Below are 20,041 nucleotides of genomic sequence, written 5' to 3' on the forward strand. Positions count from 1 at the left end.
ATGACCGAACCCACACGCCGGGGCCTGGTCTCCCGGTTCCTCGACCTGCCCACCTGGACCAAGCTGACCGCACTGGTCGCCGCCAGCGTGCTCGCCCTGCTGACCTGTCTGGGCCTGAGCGCCGAGACCAACCACTCCAGCACCACCACCAGTAAGGCACTGCGGAACCTCAACGACGCCGACGCGATCGTGCTCCAGCTGAACGAGATCGCCACCGAGCTGAAAGCCCAGGCCCTGAGCTCGATCCTGAGCTCCAGCCCCGCGACCCAGCAGAAGGCCGTCGAAGAGCAGGCGGCCGCCGCCAACGACCTGATCGCCCAGCTCGACGCGGTGCCGCTGGCGGCCGAGAACCAGGTCCCGGTGGACCGGATCAAGACCGTCTACGCCGACTACCTCAGCGTCGTCACCCGGTTCGTGGCCGGGGCGATCGCCGACCCGACCACCGCCCAGCTGAACTGGGAACAGGTCGGTGTGGACAACTACCTGGTCAGTGCGGTCACCAAGAACGGACGCGCGCACTTCTCCGAGCAGGTGGACGTCGCGCAGAAGCACCAGCAGTCGACCCAGAACCGACGCTTCCTGACGATGGTCATCGCGGTGGTCATCGCGTCGCTGGTACTGGTGGTCATCGCCCGGTTCGTCGTCACCTCCGTCACCCGGCCCCTGGTGCGGGTGCGGCAGTCGGTCGACGCGATGGCCGGGGGCGTGCTGACGGTTCCCGCCGATGTCCACTCCCGCGACGAGATCGGCCAGATGGCCGAGGCTCTCGACCGCGCCCGCAACCAGGTGCGCACGATGGTGACCTCGGTGTCGGCCTCGGCCACGTCACTCGCCGACGCGGCCCGGCAGATGACGTCCAACTCCTCCACCATGGTCGCCTCCGCCCAGACCTCGTCCGGGCAGGCCAAGGAGGCGTCGGCCGTGGCCGTGGACGTCTCGGAGAACGTGCAGGCGATCGCCAAGGGCTCGGAGGAGATGGACGCCGCCATCCGCGAGATCGCCCGCAGCGCCAGCGAGGCCGCAGGTGTCGCCGGTGAGGCGGTCGACGTGGCCAGCTCGACCACCACCCGGGTGGCCCGCCTGGGCGAGTCGTCCGCCGAGATCGCCACCGTGGTCGAGATGATCACCTCGATCGCGGAACAGACCAACCTGCTGGCCCTGAACGCGACGATCGAGGCGGCGCGCGCCGGCGAGAGCGGCAAGGGCTTCGCCGTGGTCGCGAACGAGGTGAAGGACCTGTCCCGGGCCACCGCCCAGGCCACCGGTGAGATCACCAAGTGGGTGACGTCGATCCAGGGTGACACCGAGGAGGTGGTCACGGCGATCAGCGACATCACCTCGGTGATCGACCGGATCCGCAACTACCAGACCGTCATCGCCAGCGCGGTCGAGGAGCAGTCGGCCACCGCGGCCGAGATCAACCGGGGCGTCACGGCCCTGTCGCACGGTGCGCAGGGCATGGCCACGAACGTCTCGACCATCGCCGAGGCGTCGCGGGTGACCACCGACGGCCTGTCGGCGTCGGAGGTGGCCGTGGCCGACCTCAGCCGGATGGCGGCCGAGCTACAGGGGCGGGTCAACCAGTTCAGCGTCTGATGACCAGCACGAATGGTGGACGTCGTCCCCGACCCGGGGACGACGTCCACCATTTCGCTGTGGTCGCCTGAGGCGTGTTGGGCCGCGGGTGCTCGTCCGGTCCGACCTCGACCATCTGACGGCTCCATTTTAGGGAGTCGAGGGGCCTCCAAATTGGGGAACAGTGTCCCTCAAATTTGGGGGGTTCAGGGTCCTCCAATTCTGGTACCTTCGTGGCCAGGGGCGTGACGTGGCGGAGGTGGAACATGGTTGGTGCACTGGATGGGATTGCCGCGAGGCGGATCTCCCCCCTCCTGGAGGGCCTGCTTGTCGAGGAGCCGGTTGTTGCGTTGCACGGCCCTCGATCGGTGGGCAAGTCAACGGTGCTGAGGGCGCTGGCCGGCAGCCGCGGGGTCCCGGTTCTCGACCTTGATGACCTGGGTACGAGAGACGCTGTCGTGGCCAACCCGCAAACTGCTGTAGACACCCATGAGTTGGTGTGTGTCGACGAATATCAGCATGCTCCGGAGATTCTCGATGCCCTGAAAGCCCGGCTGAATCGAGAAGGCACCCTGCCCGGCACCGCTGTGCTGACAGGGTCGACCCGGCAGGACGCACTGCCGCGCACGGCGCAGGCACTCACCGGCCGTCTGCACACCATGACCATCTGGCCACTGTCACAAGGTGAGATCGGTGGGGTCATCGAAAATCTTCTGCCGGCCCTGCGGGCGGACCCGGATGCCACGGTGGCGGCCCAGTCCACTTCTGCGACCACTCGGGCTGAGTATGTCGAGAAACTTTGCGGAGGAGGTTTTCCGCTGGCATTGCGTCGCGTCGGCGCGGCCAGGGATCGCTGGTTCGACGACTACGTCCGCCTGTCGTTGGAGCGTGACGCCATCGAGCTCGTCCGGATACGTCAGCGCACTGTCCTGCGTGAACTGCTGGAGCGGCTGGCCGGGCGAACCGGGCAGGTGCTGAACCTGGCGAAGGCGGCCGAAGGTCTGACCGGCGATCGCCGAACCATCGAGGATTACGCTCGCCTTCTCGAGGATCTGTTTCTCATCGACCGGCTTCCGGCGTGGGGTAAGACTCTCCGGTCGCGAGCAGCGGCAACTCCGAAACTGCACGTCGTCGATACCGGTGTGGCGGCCCGGCTGATGCGAGTCACGGCGACGAAGCTGGCAACTCTTGATCCCACTGCCTTGGCAGAATTCGGTCACCTGCTGGAAAGCTTTGTCGTCGGCGAGCTGCGCAAGCAGATCTCCTGGCTCGAGGAGCCGGTTTCCACCGGGCATTGGCGTACGCACGATGGGGACGAGGTCGACTACATCATCGAGTTCGATGATGGTCAGGTCTTGGCGTTCGAGGTCAAGGCGAACGAAAGGGTCACCGGCAATGACCTGAAAGGCCTTCGTAAGTTGCGGGAATCGCTAGGGGACAGGTTCCTGGCGGGCGTTGCGCTGAGTACGGGGCGGCGCTCGTTCACCTACGAGGATCGCCTTCACGTCATGCCGGTCGATCGGCTGTGGACACCGGTGGCCGAGTAGTGCAACACATCCGCATCCGGTTCAGGACACCGGACCGGTTCTGGAACGTACCCGCTGTGGTTGATACTCAGGATGGGCTGGAGCTCTGGAACCAACCGACGCCGGCCGAGGCGGCGGCCGCGCTCGGTTTCTGAAGAAGCCACCAACGTTCGCGGTTCATTCCCCTTCCCGTTCGTGATCAGGCAGTCCCACAGCCTTCGGCCGGGGACAGTTTGCATGATCACGAACGGGAAGGTGGTCACTGGATCAGGCGAACAGCCCGACGGTCTTGGGCTTGAACCCGGGGAAGATGTTCGTCGTCGAGCTCACCCCGCAGCGCTTCTTCAGCACTTCCGCGACGATGCTGCGGTAGTCGGTGGTGCCGGCCAGGTCGCCGTCCACGCGGTCCTGGGCGGCCAGGCCCGGCCAGGTGCCGTGCACACCCTTCTTCAGCCCGCCGCCCAGCAGCAGCACCGCGTTGCCGTGGCCGTGATCGAGCCCGCCCGAACCGTTCTCGTCGATGCGCCGGCCGAACTCGCTGAGTGTCACCAGAGTGGTCCTCTTCATCCCGGCGTCACCCAGGTGCTTCGCGAAGGCGGCCAGGGCGGTGCTGAGCTCGGTGAGCTGCTTGTACATCCAGCCGGCGTCGGGCTTGCCCAGGCCGGCGTGCATGTCCCAGTCGCCCTGGTCGACCGTGGCCACGCTCAGGCCCAGGTCGGCCTTGATCAGCCGGGCCACGTCGTGCAGGGCGTGCCCGAGGGTGGTGTCGGGGTAGCCGTACTGCGCGGGGTCGTCGGTCTGCTTCGCCAGGGTGCTGAGGTTGCCGACGGCCTGGAACCCGGCCGTGAGCGGCTGCCAGACCGTGGCGGGAGTGCCGGCCCGGGAAGCCTTCAGCGCGGACTTCCAGCCGCTGAGCGGAACCTGGGCCCCGCTGCCGTCGAGCTTCACGCCCGCGATCGTGGAGATCGCGAACTTGAGGTTGTTGCCGTTCATCGAGGTCGGCATCTGGCTGCCCGCGCCGACCTGGGTCGCGGTCAGCCCGCCCGGGTTGCCGAGACCGCCCAGGGTGCGGTCGATCCAGCCGGTGCGCAGGCCCGAGCCCGGCGCGGCCCGCTCCATGGCTTCCTGCGCGGCGAAGTGCGAACGGCTCGGGTCGTCCTGGCCGACCGCCTGCACGGCGGCCATGCTGCCGGCGTCCCAGAGGCCGAAGATCGGCTTCATCGCGGGGTGCAGGCCGAACATCGCGTCGATCTTCTTGGTCACCGAGGCCTGCACCCCGATGTTCGGGCGCGACGTCAGGTAGTGGGCGTCGCCGTTGGGCACGACCACGGACAGGCCGTCCATGCCGCCGTGCAGTGAGAGCACCACCAGGGTGCCGGTTCCCGCGGCCGCGCCGAAGGCCAGCTCGACCCCGGAGGCGGTGGTGAGGCCGGCGGTCAGGCCGGTGGCCACGGCACCGCGCAGCAGGTTGCGCCGGGACATACCCCGGCCCTCGGGGCAGCCGCAGTTGGTCTCAGTCGTCGTCATCACGGGCCTATCGGGTCAGGTGGGCGGGTGACGACAGCAGCAGCATCGCCGTCAGATAGATGGTCTCTCGCTGCTGCTGGGACCCGGCGGTGAACGTGGTGGGCAGTTTCTGACCCCCGAGCGTCGCCGAGTTCAGCAGCGTGGTGACGGCCTTGCGTTCGGCCGTGGTCGGGTTGCGGCCCAGGAGTTTACGGGCCGTGGCGGTGACGGCGGCCGTGCGGTTCGTCGGGGGATTCTTCAGGAAGCCCACGAAGCCCGGGTTCTTGAGCCGGGCCCCGCCGCCGACCAGCCAGGCCGAGGTGGCGTTGAAGATGATGAGCGCGGCGGCGGGCGACTGGTACGAGGCCGCCGAGTCGTCGTAGCCGTTCGGCTGGGGCCAGGAGACCGGACCGTGCCCGGCCTGCCGGCTGATCTGCACCAGGTCGAGCAGCCCGATCGGGTCGGTGGCCGGCTTCAGGTCCAGGGCGCGGGCGGTGGCCACCAGCTGCTCCATCGGCCGGCGCAGCTTCTTTCCCTTCGAGACCGAGAACTCCTTCGAGGAGAACAGCATCCGCAGCACCGGAGCGATCTTCGTGTCGTTCTTGGTGTAGGCGGCGGCCAGCTTCTTCACCAGCGACGCGGGCGGGTTGTCGCTCACGAACCGCACCGCCAGCTTGCGGGCGATGTGCTGGGCCGTCTTCGGATGCCGGGCCAGGTATTTCACGTAGGCGCGCTGGGCCGCCTTCCCCGAGGCGGCGGTGGCGTTCGCCGTGGTGAAGCCGAAAACCCTGAGCTTGCCGACATAGTGGTTAGCCGGCAGGTAGGTGGCGCGCAGCTGGTCGTCGAGCTTCCAGCCGGTCAGCAGCAGGGCGCCCCTGCGCACATCGCGCTCGGTGTACCCGGCGTCGACACCGACCGTGTGCAGCTCCAGGATCTCCCGGGCGTAGTTCTCGTTCGGCTCCTGGCCGGTGGAACCGTTGCCGTTCAGGTAGGCCAGCATCGTCGGGTGGAAGGCGCTGGCCAGCAGCATCGACTCGAAGTCGCCCAGGGCGTGCCGGCGGATCACGTCGCGCTGGTAGGCGTGCCGGGTCTCGTAGGTGCCTCCGGGGGCGTCGGAGGGGAAGACGTTGAGGTGGTTGGACCAGAAGTCGACCATCACCTCGAACAGCTGGCGGCGGCTGAAGATGGCGCGACCGATGTGGTCACCCATCAGCGGCATCCAGTAGTCCTTGCCGTCCGTCGCGGCCTTCACCTGGCTGATCGTGCGGCTCAGCTGCGGCCAGTACTGCCCCAGCACCTTCACGCCCGGGTCGGAGATCTTCGCCGGCTGGAGCTGCCATTCGAGCCACTTCTTCGGGCCCAGGCGCCTGAGTTCGGCGGCGGACGCGGTGGTGTGCCCGTAGGTGGCCCGGCTCAGCAGCAGCGCGGGGTCGAGGTCGCGGTTCATCGAGTACGTCGCGGCCGCGGCGGTGGTGCTTGAGGACGAGGTGGTCGCCGTGGACCCGGTGCCCTCGGCGGCGCTCCCGGTCGTGCTCTCGGTGGCCGTGGCCTTCGCCGCCCGGGCGACATCGGCCGCCTCGGCGGCGTTCGCCGTGCGCTGGGCGGCGGTCAGCGTGACCGGCCCGGTCGTGGGTGCTGCGGTGGCGGTCCCACCGGAGGGCTTCAGCAGGAAGGCGGCGGTGGCGGTCGCCGCGGCCACGCCGGTACCGCCGGCCGCCACCAGCGTGCGGCGCGAGAGGCGCCCGGCGTCGTGGCTCGACTCGGCGGCGACCCGTCGGGACCGCCGGTCCGGTGCGGGCGGCGGGGGCAGCTCGGGCATGGGGAGGGGAGTCCTTCCACGTCACGGAGAATTACTGCGCTCCGGGACCGGAACGCGCTCAGGACATGAAGCCGCAGGGTCCCTTACGGGGGCGTCACGCGGCCGTCAAAAGATTCCTGACCTCCGCACGGCCGAGAAGGTATGGAACGCAGGGGAAAACCGCAGTGGGAGGCGACGTGTATTCGCGCGAGGCGGTTTTCGGCTTGCTGCGGCCCGAAATTTATCAACCCGAGATTTTCCGGTGTGAACCGTTCACGCGATTTTCGCGTAACGACTAATAAATCCAGGTGAAGCCGGTCGTCCGGCCGTCCGCACGGTAGGTCGCCACCGGCACGTCGGAGCCGGGTTCGGGCAGGTCCACGGTCGCGGCGCCGATGTCGAGCAGCGCCTCGCTCAGCGTGATGCTGCTGACGTCGTCCTCGGTCGGCGCAGGCTGGTCGACGGCCTCGGCCAGCACCAGGTGCACGCCCGCGTCCTGCTCGCCGCCCAGGTGCTCCAGCACGGGGGACCAGATGTCCTCGTCGTCGGGGGCGTGCACGTGGTCGTCGACGAGCACGTAGAGCCGGGGGCCGCGCCACTCGGTGCTGTTCTGGCCGCCGGGTCCCTGACGCCGCCCGGCCAGGGCCCAGAGGGTGCCGTCGATCAGGTCGCGCAGCGCGTTGGCGTGGAACGCGTGACCCAGCAGGAAGTCCTCGGCCACGCACTCCATCAGCCCGGCCCGGTAGTCGACCAGCAGAAGGCGGACCTGGGCCGGGGTACGGCCGCGCACCAGTTCCTCGGCGATCGAACGCAGCAGGGTGGTGCGGCCACTGGCCTTCGGCCCGCGCACGATCAGGGCCCGGTGCCGGGCGAAGTCGTGCAGCACGGGCGCGGGCCGGCCGGGCCCGGCACCCAGCGGCACCTGCAGCGTCGTACTCGCGGTGGGGAGGGCCGACGGGCGGACGGACGAGGTCGGGTTCACCAGCGTGGGCGCCCCGGCCCGCGGCTGCCAGTACTCATCGACCGTCGCGGCCAGGCGGCGCCGGGCCGCGACCGCGTCATCAGCGTCATCAGCGCCATCAGCGCCATCAACCGCGCCATCAACTGTGGACGGCAGGCCGATACGCGCGGCGACCGGGGTGAACGGCGTCGCGCGGCCGTCCGGCCCGGTCACCCGGCCCCCCACGGAACCCTCGAGATCGACGTGGGTGGTGAACCACGTCCTCAAACCGTCGGGAACCTGCGCCTCACTGTCGGCCGCGACCAGAAGGTGCGCCTCGCGACCCGGGGCGGCGTCGGCGGTCGCGATCAGTTCGGGACCCAGCGCCGACAACTGCGCCGGGCAGTCGATGACCAGGTAGATCTCGGTGTCGGGGTGCGGCCGGGTGCTCAGTTGCTGCAGCAGGCCGATCACCGCGGCGCGGTCGTCGGGGGCGATCACCGTGCCCACGTGCGGCAGACCGGCCAGGTCGGCGGGACCCGGCCCGGTGGCGAGGCAGTGGAACTGCACCTCGTCGGGTGTGCGGGTCAGGGCCAGAGCGGCCATGAGCACCGCGATCGTGCTGCTGCGGCCGCTACCGGGCGGGCCGGTGACCAGGGTGTGGCCACGCAGATCGGCCCGGCAGACGGTGTCGTCGGGGCCGATGCCGACCGGGACGTGCAGTCGGGGGACTGAGGACGACGCGGTCGCACCGAGCCCGCGGTCGGGGTGGGGGAGCAGGGGCTCGAGGAGCCGGTCCAGACCCAGCAGATCGCTGTCGTGAAGCAAGGTCTGGAGATCCTCTCGTACGGCTGAACCCGGATGGGAGTTCACCAGTATTCCGTGTTTCTGGAGGCGTCCGGTACACGGCGGTTTTGAACCGGTCTCCGGTTGCGCCCCGTTGAATCGTCTGGATGTCCGGGATGCCGGACACCGGCGAATGACGGCGAATGACGGCGAATGACGGCGGACGACGGCGGGAAGGACGACGCGTGGGTAGCGGTGGCAGTGCCCCGGTGATCGTTGAGCGGGCCGATAATGCGCTGCTGATGCGGGCCGGGGACACCGATCCGACCTGCCGGGGAATCGTGGCCGCGCTCGCACCCGAGCCGTTCACCGTGCCCCTGGTGGTCGACTCCTCGGCGATGGGCGCCCTCCAGAACCCCGCGCCGGCGTTGATCGGCCAGATCCGCGACCACCTGAACGTGACCGGGTCGGGGTCGCCCTCCGACGTCCGGCTGGTCGCGGCCCGCGCGGCGAGGTCCGGGCCCGGCGGTGGTCCGGCGCCCGCCTCGATCCTGGCCGACCAGCTCCAGGTGCAGGTGATCGCCCCCGACGGTGCCCTCATCGCCCTGCGTGGCGGGGAGCTGTTCTCGGCCGGTGAGGACGGCGGTTGGCTGGCCTTCCGCCGGGGCTGGACCCCGCAGTGGCTCGGCCCTCGTCACCCGGCGCCGACCTGGCAGGAGACGCACTACAGCACCGGCTGGCTGCCGGCGGTGGAGGCGTTCTCACCCGGGCCCTCTCTGGCCGGGCGGCTGAGCGGCACACCGATCCCGGCCGGACTGTGGGTACGTTCGGCCGGCGGACAGCGCAAGGCGCTGTCCGACCTGGGTTTCGGGGTGCCCGTCGACCGGGACCGACCCCTGCTGCTGGTCGGTGCGCCCGGTGAGCCGGTGCCCACCGCCGACGAACTCGCGGGGGTGATCAGTTCGCTGTCCACGACCTGGCGCGAGCACGTGGTGCTGGCTCCCTACGGCTCCACCGGGACGACGTGGCTGGGGCTGGTCCAGGGCGTCGCCGATCGTCTCGGGAACGCCGTGCGGGCGCATCAGGCGCTTCCCTACTACGCGGTGGACGGTGCCCGGCGGCTGGCCGAACTGGACCGGACCGGACGGCCGAGCCGGTTGCGGGATGTCGAGGAGATCACCCGGCATCCGTCCTCGATCGCGGTCCTGATGTCGTCGTCCACGGGGGCGGGGTCGGTGGTCCCGGCCCCGGACGGGACGGCGACCGCCGGGGTGTCGCCGGCCGGAGCATCGCCGGCCGGAGCATTGCCGGCCGGATCCGTGGCGGTCGGGATCGCTGAGGTCGGGGGACCGGCCGAGTGGTCTGCGGGTCCTGGTTCGGTGGAGACGACTCCCACCGGCGGGCCCGGACCTTCGGTCGTTCCTGAGGCCGACGTTCCGGAGGCCACCCTTTCGGTGGCCGGGACGATGTCGTCGCCCTACACCCTGGTCGTGGATGAGGACGGGGTGCTGCGCCCGGTTCTGGGACGTCCCGTCCCGCCTACCTTGCCTGGTGATGTGGGATCACCCGAGCGCGATCGGGAGGCAGGACTCGTTGCCGCCGGGCTGACCCGCTCGTCGGTCGTGGTGCCGATGGTCGCCGGGGTCACGGGCCGGCCGGAGCCGGCTCAGGCTGGGTCAGGCCGGTCCGTGACGACCGGGACGACGGAGCCTGAGCCAGCTCCGGCGACCAGCGGTCCGGCCGTCCTGGCGGCCGGTATTGCCCGTGTGCCGGCCCTGGCGGGCGTTCCGTCGCGGCCGGTCGCGATGACGCCGGATCTCGTTCCCCAGAGCGATATTCCCGGCGACGTCAGGGTTCTGCTCGACCTGACCGCGTCCCGGGCGACGAAGGATCCGGCGGCGGTGCCGCAGTTGCGGGCGAGTGGGTCCGGTCCGGGGAACCGGTCGCCGATCCTGGACGACGGGGCCCGGAACCGTGGGCTGGACGAGGATCTGGCGTCGGTCGCCCAGAATCTGCGCGAGCTCTCGATGGCGTCCGCGGTGGCCGAGTCCGATCCGGTCGGACCGGGGAACGCCGCAACGGTCCCGGAAGCAGACCTGTCCGCGACGCCGGACCCGGCACCGGGGGGAACTGCGGAACCGGCGGTTCGCGCGCCGGGCGACGTCGAGGTCGATGCCTCGTCCGCCGGTCCGGCGCCGGACCGGCGGGGTGGAGCCGACGGTGAGCGGTGGCTGGCCGATCGGAGGAGTACCCCGTTGGAGCGGCAGGTGTTCCGGACCTCGCTCGGCTGGCGGTACGACTCCCACGCCCGGGGGGTGGCCCGGATGCTGGCCGAGTCCCCGGGGCTGCGCGTGACCTCGTCCGTGGACGAGACGCTGGTCACGGAACTCGCCGCGGTGAGGGCGGCCTGCGAGCTGGACGCCGAGAGTTGGGTGGAATCGGTGCGGACGGGGTGCCAGGAACACGAGAAACCTCTGGCGGTGTGCCTGAGCGGGGGACTACGGCGACTGCCGACCTACGAGGGCGTCGTGCTGCGGGGCGGTCCCGAACAGACCCAGCTCCTCGACCATTACCAGGTCGGCCAGGAACTCACCGAGGTGGCGCCGCTGCGGGCCCTGGACGATCCGGAGACCCGCAGGTCGAGTGCGGTCGAGGTGCTGATCTGGGCCGTGACGGCACGCCGGCTGACCGGACTGGTGGACACCTCCCGCAGCAACGAGGTGATGTTCCAGCCGGGGACGGTCTTCCGCGTGCTGGCCGTCGATCCGGCCGATGCGGAACCGGTCCGCCGGGTGCTGCTGGCCGAGGTCCCGCCCGGGCGCACGCGTCCCGTCGAGACCGAGACCCGGATCCGGGCCCGGCTGGACGAGGCCGCCAGGATCCGCGACGAGCAGCGTGGTGACGACGAGATACGCCCGGCGCTCTCCGGTTTCGCCGACCTGCCGGGTGACCCGGCCTGGTTCGCCACCCGTCCCGCCGTCGTGAAGGAGTCCTGAGTGAGTTCCGAAGACCCGTCGCCGCCTCGGGAGGGGCAACGGCTTGCCCTGTACCGGTTGTTGCTGGGCCTGGCCGGCCGGATCCCGGACAGCGAGATGGCGCACCTGCGCATGGGCCTGGCCGACGACGAGCGGGGCGAGATGGCCGACCGGCTGGCGGCGATGATCGGCTCGGGGCAGTGCGATCCGGCCGTCGCGGAGCACGAGGCGGTGCGGGACCTGCTGGAGCGGGAGGGCCGATCCGCCCCCTCGTACCCGGTGGCGGTGCCCGCCGCCCGGCAGTACCGCTTCGCCGGCGGCCGGTTCGACGCCGACCCGGAACTGGTCGAGGGGGAGCAACTCCGGCACAAGCCGGCCGATCGAGCCGTGGTCGAGGCCGTCTGCCGGGTGGGTGAGACGATCGCGATCTGGCGGGTGTACCGGGGTGGTGACGGCCCGGCGTCCGATCGGGTCTACCTCTGCGAGGCCCGCAGCGGCGCCGACGTGGTGGAGATGACGGCCGAGGCCCAGTTCGCGCTCGAGGAGATCGGCGAGAAGCCGGCCCGGGTCGAGATCTTCCACGAGGACGAGCTCTGCATCACCGATTATCACGATCAGGCCCTGGCCGCGGCGGTCCTGCTCTGGGCGGCCGACACCGTGCCGGTGCGACTGGCCCGGGTCTTCGACGGCGCGCAGGAGTCGGGGCCGTACTTCACCGACGATCATCACCGCCTGACCGGGCCCGACCGGGAACAGGTCCTGACCTACCTACGATCGGCCACGCCGGTGCTGGGATCCCTGGGGCGGATGGACGACGTGGTCCGGCCCGAACGGGTGGCGAACGTGCCGGTGGACTTCCGCTCGGACCGGGTCTGGGTCTGGACCGAGGCGGTGGCCTACTACCTGGCCGAGTACGACCTGGCTCCCGAACCCGATCTGATATCGCACATTCTCGGCGGACCGCCCCCCATTCGTACACTCGGCCGGTTCGACCGGCAGCGGGTGACGGCGGCGCTGTTCGCCCCGGCCGAAAAGGAACCGGTGTGGCAGGCAGGCTGAACGTGGCCCGGGCGATCCTCAATGTCTCCGCCACGGGCTCGGACTCGTACCGGACCGTCAGTGACGCGGTGGCCGCGGCCTCGCCGGGTGACGTGATCTCGATCCAGCCCGGCACCTACACCGAGTCGGTGGTGCTGGACCGGGAGGTGACGCTCTCGGCGGCCGGGGCCGCCGAGGTGTGGATCGAGTCCCGCGACCAGCCGGCCGTTCTCGTCGCGACCGAGTCCGCGGCACTGTCCGGGATCGGCATCCGGCACCACGGCCGGCAGTCGTCGGCCATCGACGTGCAGACCGGGCGGCTACGCATGGACGAGTGCCGGGTGCAGGCCGACAGTGTCGCGGCGCTCTTCGCGCACGGCGCGGTCGAGGTGCAGGCCCGGGGCTGTGACTTCACCAACCCGGGCGGTGCCGGGCTGTTGTTCGTCGACGGCGCGGAGGGCCGGATCGGTGAGTGCCGTATCCACCGCACCACCTCGTCCGCCGTCGTGATCCGCAGCGGTGCCAATCCGCAACTGGTCGACTGCACCATCGAGGAGGTCGAGGGCAGCGGGCTGCTGGCCGCCGACAACGCGCGGGGGGCGATCCGCAGCACCCGCATCAGCCGGGCGGGCAACCCGGCGGTGGCGATCGAGGGCGCCAGTTCCACGCTGATCGCCGGCACGACGATCGAGTCGGCCGCGGGGGTCGGGCTTCTCGTGGCCTCGAGTTCCACACCGGTGCTTCAGGACTGCGTGATCGTCGACTCCGGGGCGCAGGGCATCGTTCTGGTCGAGCAGGCCGCGCCGGAGTTGCGACGGGTCGGTGTGCGATCGCCCGCGAGCTACGGCGTGCAGGTGCTCTCCGGGTCGGCGGGAACCTTCGCCGAGTGCTCGGTGTCCGACGCCGGCAACGTCGGGGTCACCGTGACCGACGACGCCTCGACTACTTTCGAGGCCCTGGTGGTGACCGGTGGTTCCACGGTCGGTGTCGCCGTGGCCGGGAGCGCCACACCGATCTTCGACGACCTTCGCATCGAGCGACCGGCCACGACCGGTCTACAGGTGGGTGGTCAGGCGACGCCGCAGGTACGCCGGGCGGTCATCTCCGGTACCGGCGATGATGCCGTGGTGGTCGACGGGCACGCGGGGGGCGCCTACCAGGACCTGACCATCAGCCGGGCCGGTGGTATCGGTATCAGTGTGACGTCCGGCGGCCTGCCGGCTTTCAGCGGGGTGACGATCACGAACCCGGTCGGTTCCGGAGTGCGGGTCCACGGTGGTCACCTCGAGCTGAGCGGGACCGAGATCACCGACGCGGGTTCCGAGGGCGTACTGGTGACGGAGGAGGGCACCGCCCGGCTCCGTCGCACCCGGGTCAGCCGGTCCCGCCGCACCGGGCTGGAATGGACCTCCGGATCGGGCGGTTCGGCCACCGAGTGCGAGGTGACCGACGGCGGGGCCGACGGCATCCGGGTGCGGTCCAACGCGGAACTGCACCTGACCGACTGCACCGGCCGCAACAACGGTGGGGCCGGGCTGCGGGTGCAGACGTCCGGGGAGCAGCTGAGCGTCACCCGTTTCCGGGGGACGGCCAACGGCGCCTCGGACGTGTTCGGTGACCACACGACGATCGTCGACGCTCCGGATGAGCCGATGGAGGACACCGACGAGGAGCTGCCGGACGGCGCGTCCGAGACCACCCCGGTACCGACCCCGCGAGCGGGGGAGACCGAGGTGGCCACGTCGTCCTCTGCTCCACCCAGATCTTTCGGCACCGGACGGCTGGCCCAGCTCCTGGGCGAGCTGAACTCACTGGTCGGTCTCGCCGAGGTGAAGCGCGAGGTGGAGACCCTGGTGCGGTTGCACCAGATGGCCGATCGCCGGGCCGCGGCCGGCCTTCCGTCACCACCGTTGTCCCGGCACCTGGTGTTCGCCGGGTCGCCCGGTACCGGCAAGACGACGATCGCCCGGTTGTACGGGCAGATCCTGGCCGAGCTCGGGGTGATCAGCACCGGTCAGCTGGTCGAGGTCGGTCGCCCCGACCTGGTCGCGAGCGTGGTCGGGGGCACCGCTCTGAAGACTGCCGAGCGTTTCCAGGAGGCGCTCGGCGGAGTGCTTTTCATCGACGAGGCCTACACCCTGTCGGCGGCGGCCTCGGGCGGTCCGGACTTCGGCCGGGAGGCGATCGACACGCTGGTGAAGCTGATGGAGGACCATCGCGAGGAGGTGGTGGTGGTCGTGGCCGGGTACACCCAGGACATGCGCAAGTTCCTGGCGAGCAACCCGGGCCTGGCATCCCGGTTCTCGCGCACCATCGACTTCGCCGACTACGTCGCGGCCGACCTGGTGACGATCGTCGAGGGTCTGTGCGGGACGCACTCCTACCGGCTGGAGTTCGAGACCCGGGCCGCTCTGCTCACCTACTTCCAGAATCTGCCGCGGGACGATGCCTTCGGCAACGGCCGGAGCGCCCGCAAGGTGTTCGAGGAGATGGTCGGCCGGCAGGCCTACCGGCTGGCGGAGGATCCGGACGCCAACCCGGTGGCGCTGACCCGGCTGCTGCCCGACGACCTCGGGGCCCTGCCGGGCAGTTCGATCGGCGCCGGCGCGGGGCAGGTCGACACCGACCGCGTGGACGCGCTGCTGGGTCAGCTGGAACAGATGGTGGGCCTGGCCGACGTCAAGCGCGAGGTCAGCAACATGGTCGACCTGCTGGCGTCGTCGCGGCAGCGTCTGGCGGCCGGGCTTCCCGCGCCGCCGCTCTCGCGGCACCTGATCTTCGCCGGGCCCCCCGGAACCGGTAAGACCACGATCGCGCGGCTGTACGGGCAGATCCTGGCCGCGCTGGGTGTGCTGGCCGGTGGGCAGGTGGTCGAGGTGGGCCGGCCCGACCTGGTCGGGGAGTATGTCGGTCACACCGCGCAGCGCACCACGGAGGCCTTCGACAAGGCCCGGGGCGGGGTTCTTTTCGTGGACGAGGCGTACGCGCTGACGAACCAGGGCGGAGGCTCGGGGAATGACTTCGGTCGGGAAGCCATCGACACCCTGGTCAAGCTGATGGAGGACCACCGGGACGAGGTGGTGGTGATCGCGGCCGGGTACGCGGACGAGATGGAGTCGTTCCTCAATGTGAACCCGGGCCTGGCCTCACGGTTCTCGCACCGTGTGCGGTTCGCCGACTACAGCGTCGACGAACTCGTGACGATCGTCTGTCAGCATGCGGCCACGGCCGGGTACGAGTGCACCGGTTCGACCGTGGCGGCGCTGCGTTCCCGCTTCGCCGCCACCGCGCGCGGGAGCTCCTTCGGCAACGGTCGTTTCGCCCGGCAGGTGCTCGACGAGGCGGTCACCCGGCATGCGAAACGGCTACGGGGTATGAGTTCACCGTCGATGCAGGACCTGGTGCTGCTGCTGCCGGCCGACTTCGCGGCGTCCTGAGGTCCTGGCCCAGTCGCCCGGGCCTCTCGGGCCGCTCGGGCCGCTCGGAGGCCAGCCGGATCCGCAGGCGCCGCAGGGCGTGATGCGTGCGGGTCTTCACGGTGCCCACCGGCACGCCCAGCACGGCCGCGGCCTCGGTGGTGCTGTACCCGTGCAGGTAGACCTGTTCCAGAGCCTGGCGATGTTTGGCCGACAGGCCGGCGAGAGCCTGTGCCAGCAGCACCGAGTCGATGACCGCGGCGGCGTGGTCGGCGGTGACCTCGATCTCCCTCTCGGTCTCCTCGACCTCGGTGGGCCGGGCGTTGCGGGCGCGGATGCGGTCGAAGGCCACGTTGCGCGCGACGGTGCTGAGCCAGCGGTGCAGCTGGGCGCGGTCGCAGGTGAGCCGGTCGGAGTGCCGCCAGGCCCGCAGCATGGTCTCCTGCACCACGTCCTCGGCCTGCTGAGGGTCGTTGAGGATCCGGGTGACGTAGGCCAGTAGCGAGGTGGCGTGGTGGGCGTAGAGATCGCGGACGAACGTGTCCTGGGAACGGGATGCGTGAGAGGTGGTCATGGGGTCAATGCTTCGCTCTGAAACGGGCAATTTCGCCCGTAGCAATACCTGTTTTGTGGGTTTCGATACCCACATCACAACTTGGGCCGGGGCGGAGGCATGACTTTGACCTTGGGCGAAGATACCTTGATTCGGTGAGAGGAGAACGATGAACGCCGACGAGCGCCAGAAGGAGATTCTTCGTCTGGCCCGCGACGAGGGTCGCGTCGACGTCGTCACCCTGGCCACCGACTTCGCCGTCACCACCGAGACCATCCGCCGCGACCTGACGGTGCTGGAACGCTCGGGCAACGTGCGCCGGGTCTACGGCGGTGCCGTCCCGGTCGGCCGCGCGCCCGATCCGGTTCTGGCGGTGCGGGATTCGGTGATGACCACGGAGAAGGAGCGTATCGCCAAGGCCGCGTTGGCCGAGGTGCCCGACGAGGGCTCGATCGTGCTCGACGCCGGTTCCACCACCAGCCGCATGGCCGAGGTGCTGCCGACCGATCGCGAGCTCACCGTCATCGTGAACTCCCCGGCCATCGCCATGATGCTGACCCCGCGCCCCAACCTCACCGTGATCATGCTCGGCGGGCGGGTGCGGCGCAGCACCTTCGCCACCGTGGACGAGTGGCTGCTGCAGCCGCTGTCGCGGATGTACGTGGACGTGGCCTTCCTGGCCGCCAGCGGGGTCTCGCTGGAACGCGGCCTGACCACCCCGGACCCGGGCGAGGCCTCGGTGAAGGCGTCGATGATGAGCGCCGCCCGCCGCACCGTGCTGCTGGCCGACCACTCCAAGATCGAGAACTACTCCCTGGCCCGGTTCGGGTCGGTGTCCGACCTCGACGTGCTGATCACGGACTCGGGGCTGGAAGACAGTGCCGCCGCGGCGCTGGGGCTGGCCGGCCCCCGCGTGGTGCGTGCCTGATCTTCCTCCTGCTCGTGATCATGCACAGTGTCCCCAGCGTTCCAGGGCTCCGGGGACACTTTGCATGATCACGAACGAGGTGGTGGGGGTGCCGCCCCAGCCCCAGCCCCTGTTCCAGCCTCGTCCTCATCCGGCGAGAACGGCTGTCCGCTCGGCCGACTGGCCCTGGGACCGGCGGCCGGCGTCCCGCGCCAGTTCGACCCGGGACCGCAGGCCGAGTTTGGCCAGGACGTGGGACACGTGGCCCTCGACCGTGCGCCGGCTGACGAACAGCCGGGCCGCGATGTCGGCGTTGGTGTGGCCCTCGGCGACCAGCTGGGCGATGCTCACCTCGGCCGGGGTCAGGGACGGCCAGCCGCTGACCGGCCGCCGGGGGCCGCGCCGGCGGTGAACACCGAACGGCTTCAGACGGGTGTCGAGGCGACGTAGCTCGCCCTGCGCGCCGAGCGTCAGGTAGATCTCCCCGGCCCGGCTGTGAGCGGCGCGGGCCCGGGCCAGATCGCCCTGGCGGGCGTGGACCAGGGCCTGGTTCTCCAGGTGCTGCGCCGACCTCAGGGGATCGTCGTCGGTCAGGTCCGGCGTCTCGTCGGCCGGTTCCTCGTCACCGGTCAGGGTCAGGCGCAGCCGGGTCAGGGCCGTACGCCAGAGGATCGGAACCACCGGTGCCACCGGTGCCGATGTCAGCACGGCCAGGGCCTCTTCGGGATGTCCCCGCAGCTCGGCCAGGAGGGCGCGCGCCAGGGTGAGGCGTTCGTCGGTCTCGTCCGCCCCGGCGCTGGCGGTCGTGATCTCCCGGGCGGCGGTCTCGGCGTCACCCCGGTGCAGCGCGATCAGGGCTCTCAGGGCTCTCAGGGCCTGTCGGCAGCTGTGGTCCTGGGCACCGACGGACGCGGTGCCCGCCAGGAGTTCGAGCGCACGGTCCCAGTCCCCGTGGCGGTAGAGCAGGTCGGCGTTGATCACCCGGGCGGTGTCGATCGCGACCGGGGACCCGGAACACTCGGCCTCGGCGAGCAGGTCGCGGGCGGCCCGCCGGGCGGCGGGCCCGGTCAGCAGTTGCGTGAGCCGGCGGTGCAGCCACCGTCGCACCGGCGAGGCCGCAGGATCGGTGCTGCCGGTGATCAGACGCAGTGCCTGCTCGATGTCGGTGCCGTCGTGCCCCCGTGCGAGTCCCAGACCGAGGGCAACGGCGACGGCCAGCGGATCGGTACCGCTCTCCACGACCGGGGCGACGACCGAGACCGCGCCCTCGTGGTCGCCGGCGTCCTCGAGCCGCCGGGCGAGGGTGGCCCGCAGGCGCTGCGCCCCCCAGGGGCTGAGATCCGGCGCGGTGAGGACACGACGCAACACCGATGTACGGACGAGGTCCGCGGCGGCCTCGGTCGCTTCCCTTCCGGTCGGGTCGGCCCAGGTCAGGATCCAGCTCATCGTCGCGATGACGTCCGCGTCGCCGGTCGTGCGCAGGACCTGCCCGGCCAGCGATCGGGTCTCGGTGGTGCGGCCCTGATGGAAGAGGGCCTGCACGAGCAGGACGGTCAGCGCGTCCCGCGTCTTGTCGGTGCTTGCGGTGCTTGCGGTGCTTGCGGTGGTGCTGAGGGCCGCGCTGCGCAGCGCGGCCCTCAGCAGACGCTCGGCGCCGGCCGGGTCCGCCGTGACGAGCGCGGTTCCTGTCTCCAGCAGCCAGGTGACGATCCAGTCCGCCACCGGGGTGGCCGGGGTGGCCGGGGTGGCAGGGTCGAGGGAGGCCAGCAGTTGCCCGCACACCACGTCCGGTCGGCTGCCCGCCCGGGCCAGGTCGTGGGCGGCCTGCCGGTGGAGCAGGAGACGTGCCCCGGCGGGTACCCGCTCGGCCAGGGCATCACGCAGGATCGGGTGGCGGAAGGTGAGGTGGGCCTGCTGTTCGGCGAGCAACCCGGTGGTGCGGGCCTCGTCCAGCATCGGTAGCAGCTCGGTCACCGGGAGGGCGGTGAGTACGGCCAGGTCGGCGATCGAGAAGCGATCGCCCAGGAGGGCGGCCGTACCCAGGAGCCGGCGGGTGGGGGTGGTGAGGAAGGCCAGGCGGTGCTCCAGGCGTTCGGCCAGGCCCGGGGGAAGCCCCGGAGTCCCCGGAGTCCCCGGAGTCCCCGGAGACCCCGGAGACCCGGGTGTCCCGGGACCGGCCAGGTCGATGACATCGGCGAGATAGCGGGGATTCCCGCCCGTGCGGGCAGCCAGGGCCCGCAGCCGGGTGGTGTCTGCGCAGGAGCCGGCCAGCGGGCCGGGCAGTGGGCCGGGCAGTGGGCCGACCAGGGTGCCGAGCAGGGCGTCCACCACCGTCTCCGGCAGGGGTCCCAGCGTGAGGACCTCGGCGCCCGCGCCGGTCAGGGCGCGGCGCAGCATCGGCAGGTCCTCACGACGGGTCCGGTCCGCGTGATGCGGCACCGGGCGGTGGGCGCCGACCAGGAGCAGCGGGGCGGACCGGGCCAGGCGGGAGAGGCGGTGCCAGGCCAGGAGCGTGGTCGCGTCGGCCCACTGCAGGTCGTCGACGCACAGCAGCACCGGGCCCGAGGTCACCAGTGCGGCTACATTCGACAGCACCTCGTCGATCGTGGTCAGGCCGGGGTCTCCCAGCGCGTCCTGCAGCACCTGCAACGGGAAGTGCGGGCTGAACTCGTCGGCCGTGGCCTGCAGCACCGTGAGTCCCGCAGCCTCAGAGAGCGCGTGACCCAGCAGGGTCGAGCGTCCGGCACCGGCCTCACCCTCGACGAGCAGGACCCCGCCGCTACCGGCGCGCAGTCGCCGGATCCGGTGACGGACGGCGTGGACCTCGGGTTCACGGCCGGTTGCCGTGAACCCGAGGGGCCCGAGGGGCCCGGGGTACCCCGGGTGCCCGTCCGCGTCCGTCACGCCATTGCTCCAAATCTGTGTTTCCTTGGTTTTGATGCCCAAGTCCCACAAGAATCCGGATTTGATGTTGGGCCGTCAAGTGAACGATTCGGTCACGGCCCGGCGGCCCACCGGGAA

At 70.7% G+C, this 20,041-nt stretch carries 11 protein-coding genes; 6 read left to right on the forward strand and 5 right to left on the reverse strand.

What is annotated here, in order from left to right:
- Entirely contained in the window at window positions 1–1,596 is a 1,596-nt protein-coding gene (locus QSK05_RS11230; protein WP_285596835.1) for a methyl-accepting chemotaxis protein, read from the forward strand.
- Window positions 1,597–1,841: 245 nt separating this feature from the next.
- Window positions 1,842–3,122, forward strand: a complete 1,281-nt coding sequence (locus QSK05_RS11235) for an ATP-binding protein (protein WP_285596837.1) — start codon at window positions 1,842–1,844, stop codon at window positions 3,120–3,122.
- A 246-nt stretch (window positions 3,123–3,368) separates the two neighbouring features.
- On the opposite strand, the gene QSK05_RS11240 is transcribed toward QSK05_RS11235, so the two are convergent.
- The 3 genes from QSK05_RS11240 to QSK05_RS11250 form a co-directional block, all read right to left on the reverse strand.
- The gene (locus QSK05_RS11240) at window positions 3,369–4,628 is read right to left on the reverse strand and encodes a DUF1501 domain-containing protein (RefSeq protein WP_285596839.1); all 1,260 of its coding nucleotides are present in this window, start codon (window positions 4,626–4,628) and stop codon (window positions 3,369–3,371) included.
- Window positions 4,629–4,635: 7 nt separating this feature from the next.
- Complete coding sequence (locus QSK05_RS11245) at window positions 4,636–6,426, reverse strand: DUF1800 domain-containing protein (RefSeq protein WP_285596841.1); 1,791 nt, start codon at window positions 6,424–6,426, stop codon at window positions 4,636–4,638.
- A gap of 274 nt (window positions 6,427–6,700) precedes the next feature.
- Entirely contained in the window at window positions 6,701–8,173 is a 1,473-nt protein-coding gene (locus QSK05_RS11250) for an FtsK/SpoIIIE domain-containing protein (RefSeq protein WP_285596843.1), read from the reverse strand.
- Window positions 8,174–8,376: 203 nt separating this feature from the next.
- On the opposite strand from QSK05_RS11250, the gene QSK05_RS11255 reads away from it, so the two are divergent.
- Genes QSK05_RS11255 through QSK05_RS11265 form a run of 3 tightly spaced genes read left to right on the forward strand, consistent with a single transcriptional unit; the run spans window position 8,377 to window position 15,581 of the window.
- Window positions 8,377–11,127, forward strand: coding sequence for a hypothetical protein (locus tag QSK05_RS11255; RefSeq protein WP_285596845.1), 2,751 nt, complete (start codon window positions 8,377–8,379; stop codon window positions 11,125–11,127).
- Window positions 11,128–12,165: a hypothetical protein gene (locus QSK05_RS11260; RefSeq protein WP_285596848.1), complete on the forward strand. Its 1,038-nt coding sequence runs from the start codon at window positions 11,128–11,130 to the stop codon at window positions 12,163–12,165. It abuts the gene before it with no gap.
- Entirely contained in the window at window positions 12,150–15,581 is a 3,432-nt protein-coding gene (locus QSK05_RS11265; RefSeq protein WP_285596850.1) for a right-handed parallel beta-helix repeat-containing protein, read from the forward strand. The genes QSK05_RS11260 and QSK05_RS11265 overlap by 16 nt, the downstream gene beginning before the upstream one ends.
- Here the strand turns inward: QSK05_RS11265 and QSK05_RS11270 are convergent.
- On the reverse strand, window positions 15,490–16,134 hold the full coding sequence (locus QSK05_RS11270; protein WP_285596852.1) for a sigma-70 family RNA polymerase sigma factor: 645 nt from the start codon (window positions 16,132–16,134) through the stop codon (window positions 15,490–15,492). The two genes, QSK05_RS11265 and QSK05_RS11270, sit on opposite strands and share 92 nt — an antisense overlap.
- A gap of 148 nt (window positions 16,135–16,282) precedes the next feature.
- Between QSK05_RS11270 and QSK05_RS11275 the strand changes: the two genes are divergently transcribed.
- Window positions 16,283–17,041, forward strand: a complete 759-nt coding sequence (locus QSK05_RS11275) for a DeoR/GlpR family DNA-binding transcription regulator (protein ID WP_285596854.1) — start codon at window positions 16,283–16,285, stop codon at window positions 17,039–17,041.
- 126 nt (window positions 17,042–17,167) lie between these two features.
- Here the strand turns inward: QSK05_RS11275 and QSK05_RS11280 are convergent, their stop codons facing one another.
- Complete coding sequence (locus QSK05_RS11280; protein WP_285596856.1) at window positions 17,168–19,924, reverse strand: LuxR C-terminal-related transcriptional regulator; 2,757 nt, start codon at window positions 19,922–19,924, stop codon at window positions 17,168–17,170.
- Between the last annotated feature and the right edge of the window lie 117 nt (window positions 19,925–20,041).

Source organism: Kineosporia sp. NBRC 101731 (genome assembly GCF_030269305.1).
Taxonomy (GTDB): Bacteria; Actinomycetota; Actinomycetes; order Actinomycetales; family Kineosporiaceae; genus Kineosporia.

Coding starts and splice junctions, on each gene's coding strand:
- QSK05_RS11270 (WP_285596852.1), bottom strand. CDS start 16,134: ATGACCACCTCTCACGCATCCCGTTCCCAGGACACGTTCGTCCGCGAT.
- QSK05_RS11245 (WP_285596841.1), bottom strand. CDS start 6,426: ATGCCCGAGCTGCCCCCGCCGCCCGCACCGGACCGGCGGTCCCGACGG.
- QSK05_RS11275 (WP_285596854.1), top strand. CDS start 16,283: ATGAACGCCGACGAGCGCCAGAAGGAGATTCTTCGTCTGGCCCGCGAC.
- QSK05_RS11230 (WP_285596835.1), top strand. CDS start 1: ATGACCGAACCCACACGCCGGGGCCTGGTCTCCCGGTTCCTCGACCTG.
- QSK05_RS11240 (WP_285596839.1), bottom strand. CDS start 4,628: ATGACGACGACTGAGACCAACTGCGGCTGCCCCGAGGGCCGGGGTATG.
- QSK05_RS11235 (WP_285596837.1), top strand. CDS start 1,842: ATGGTTGGTGCACTGGATGGGATTGCCGCGAGGCGGATCTCCCCCCTC.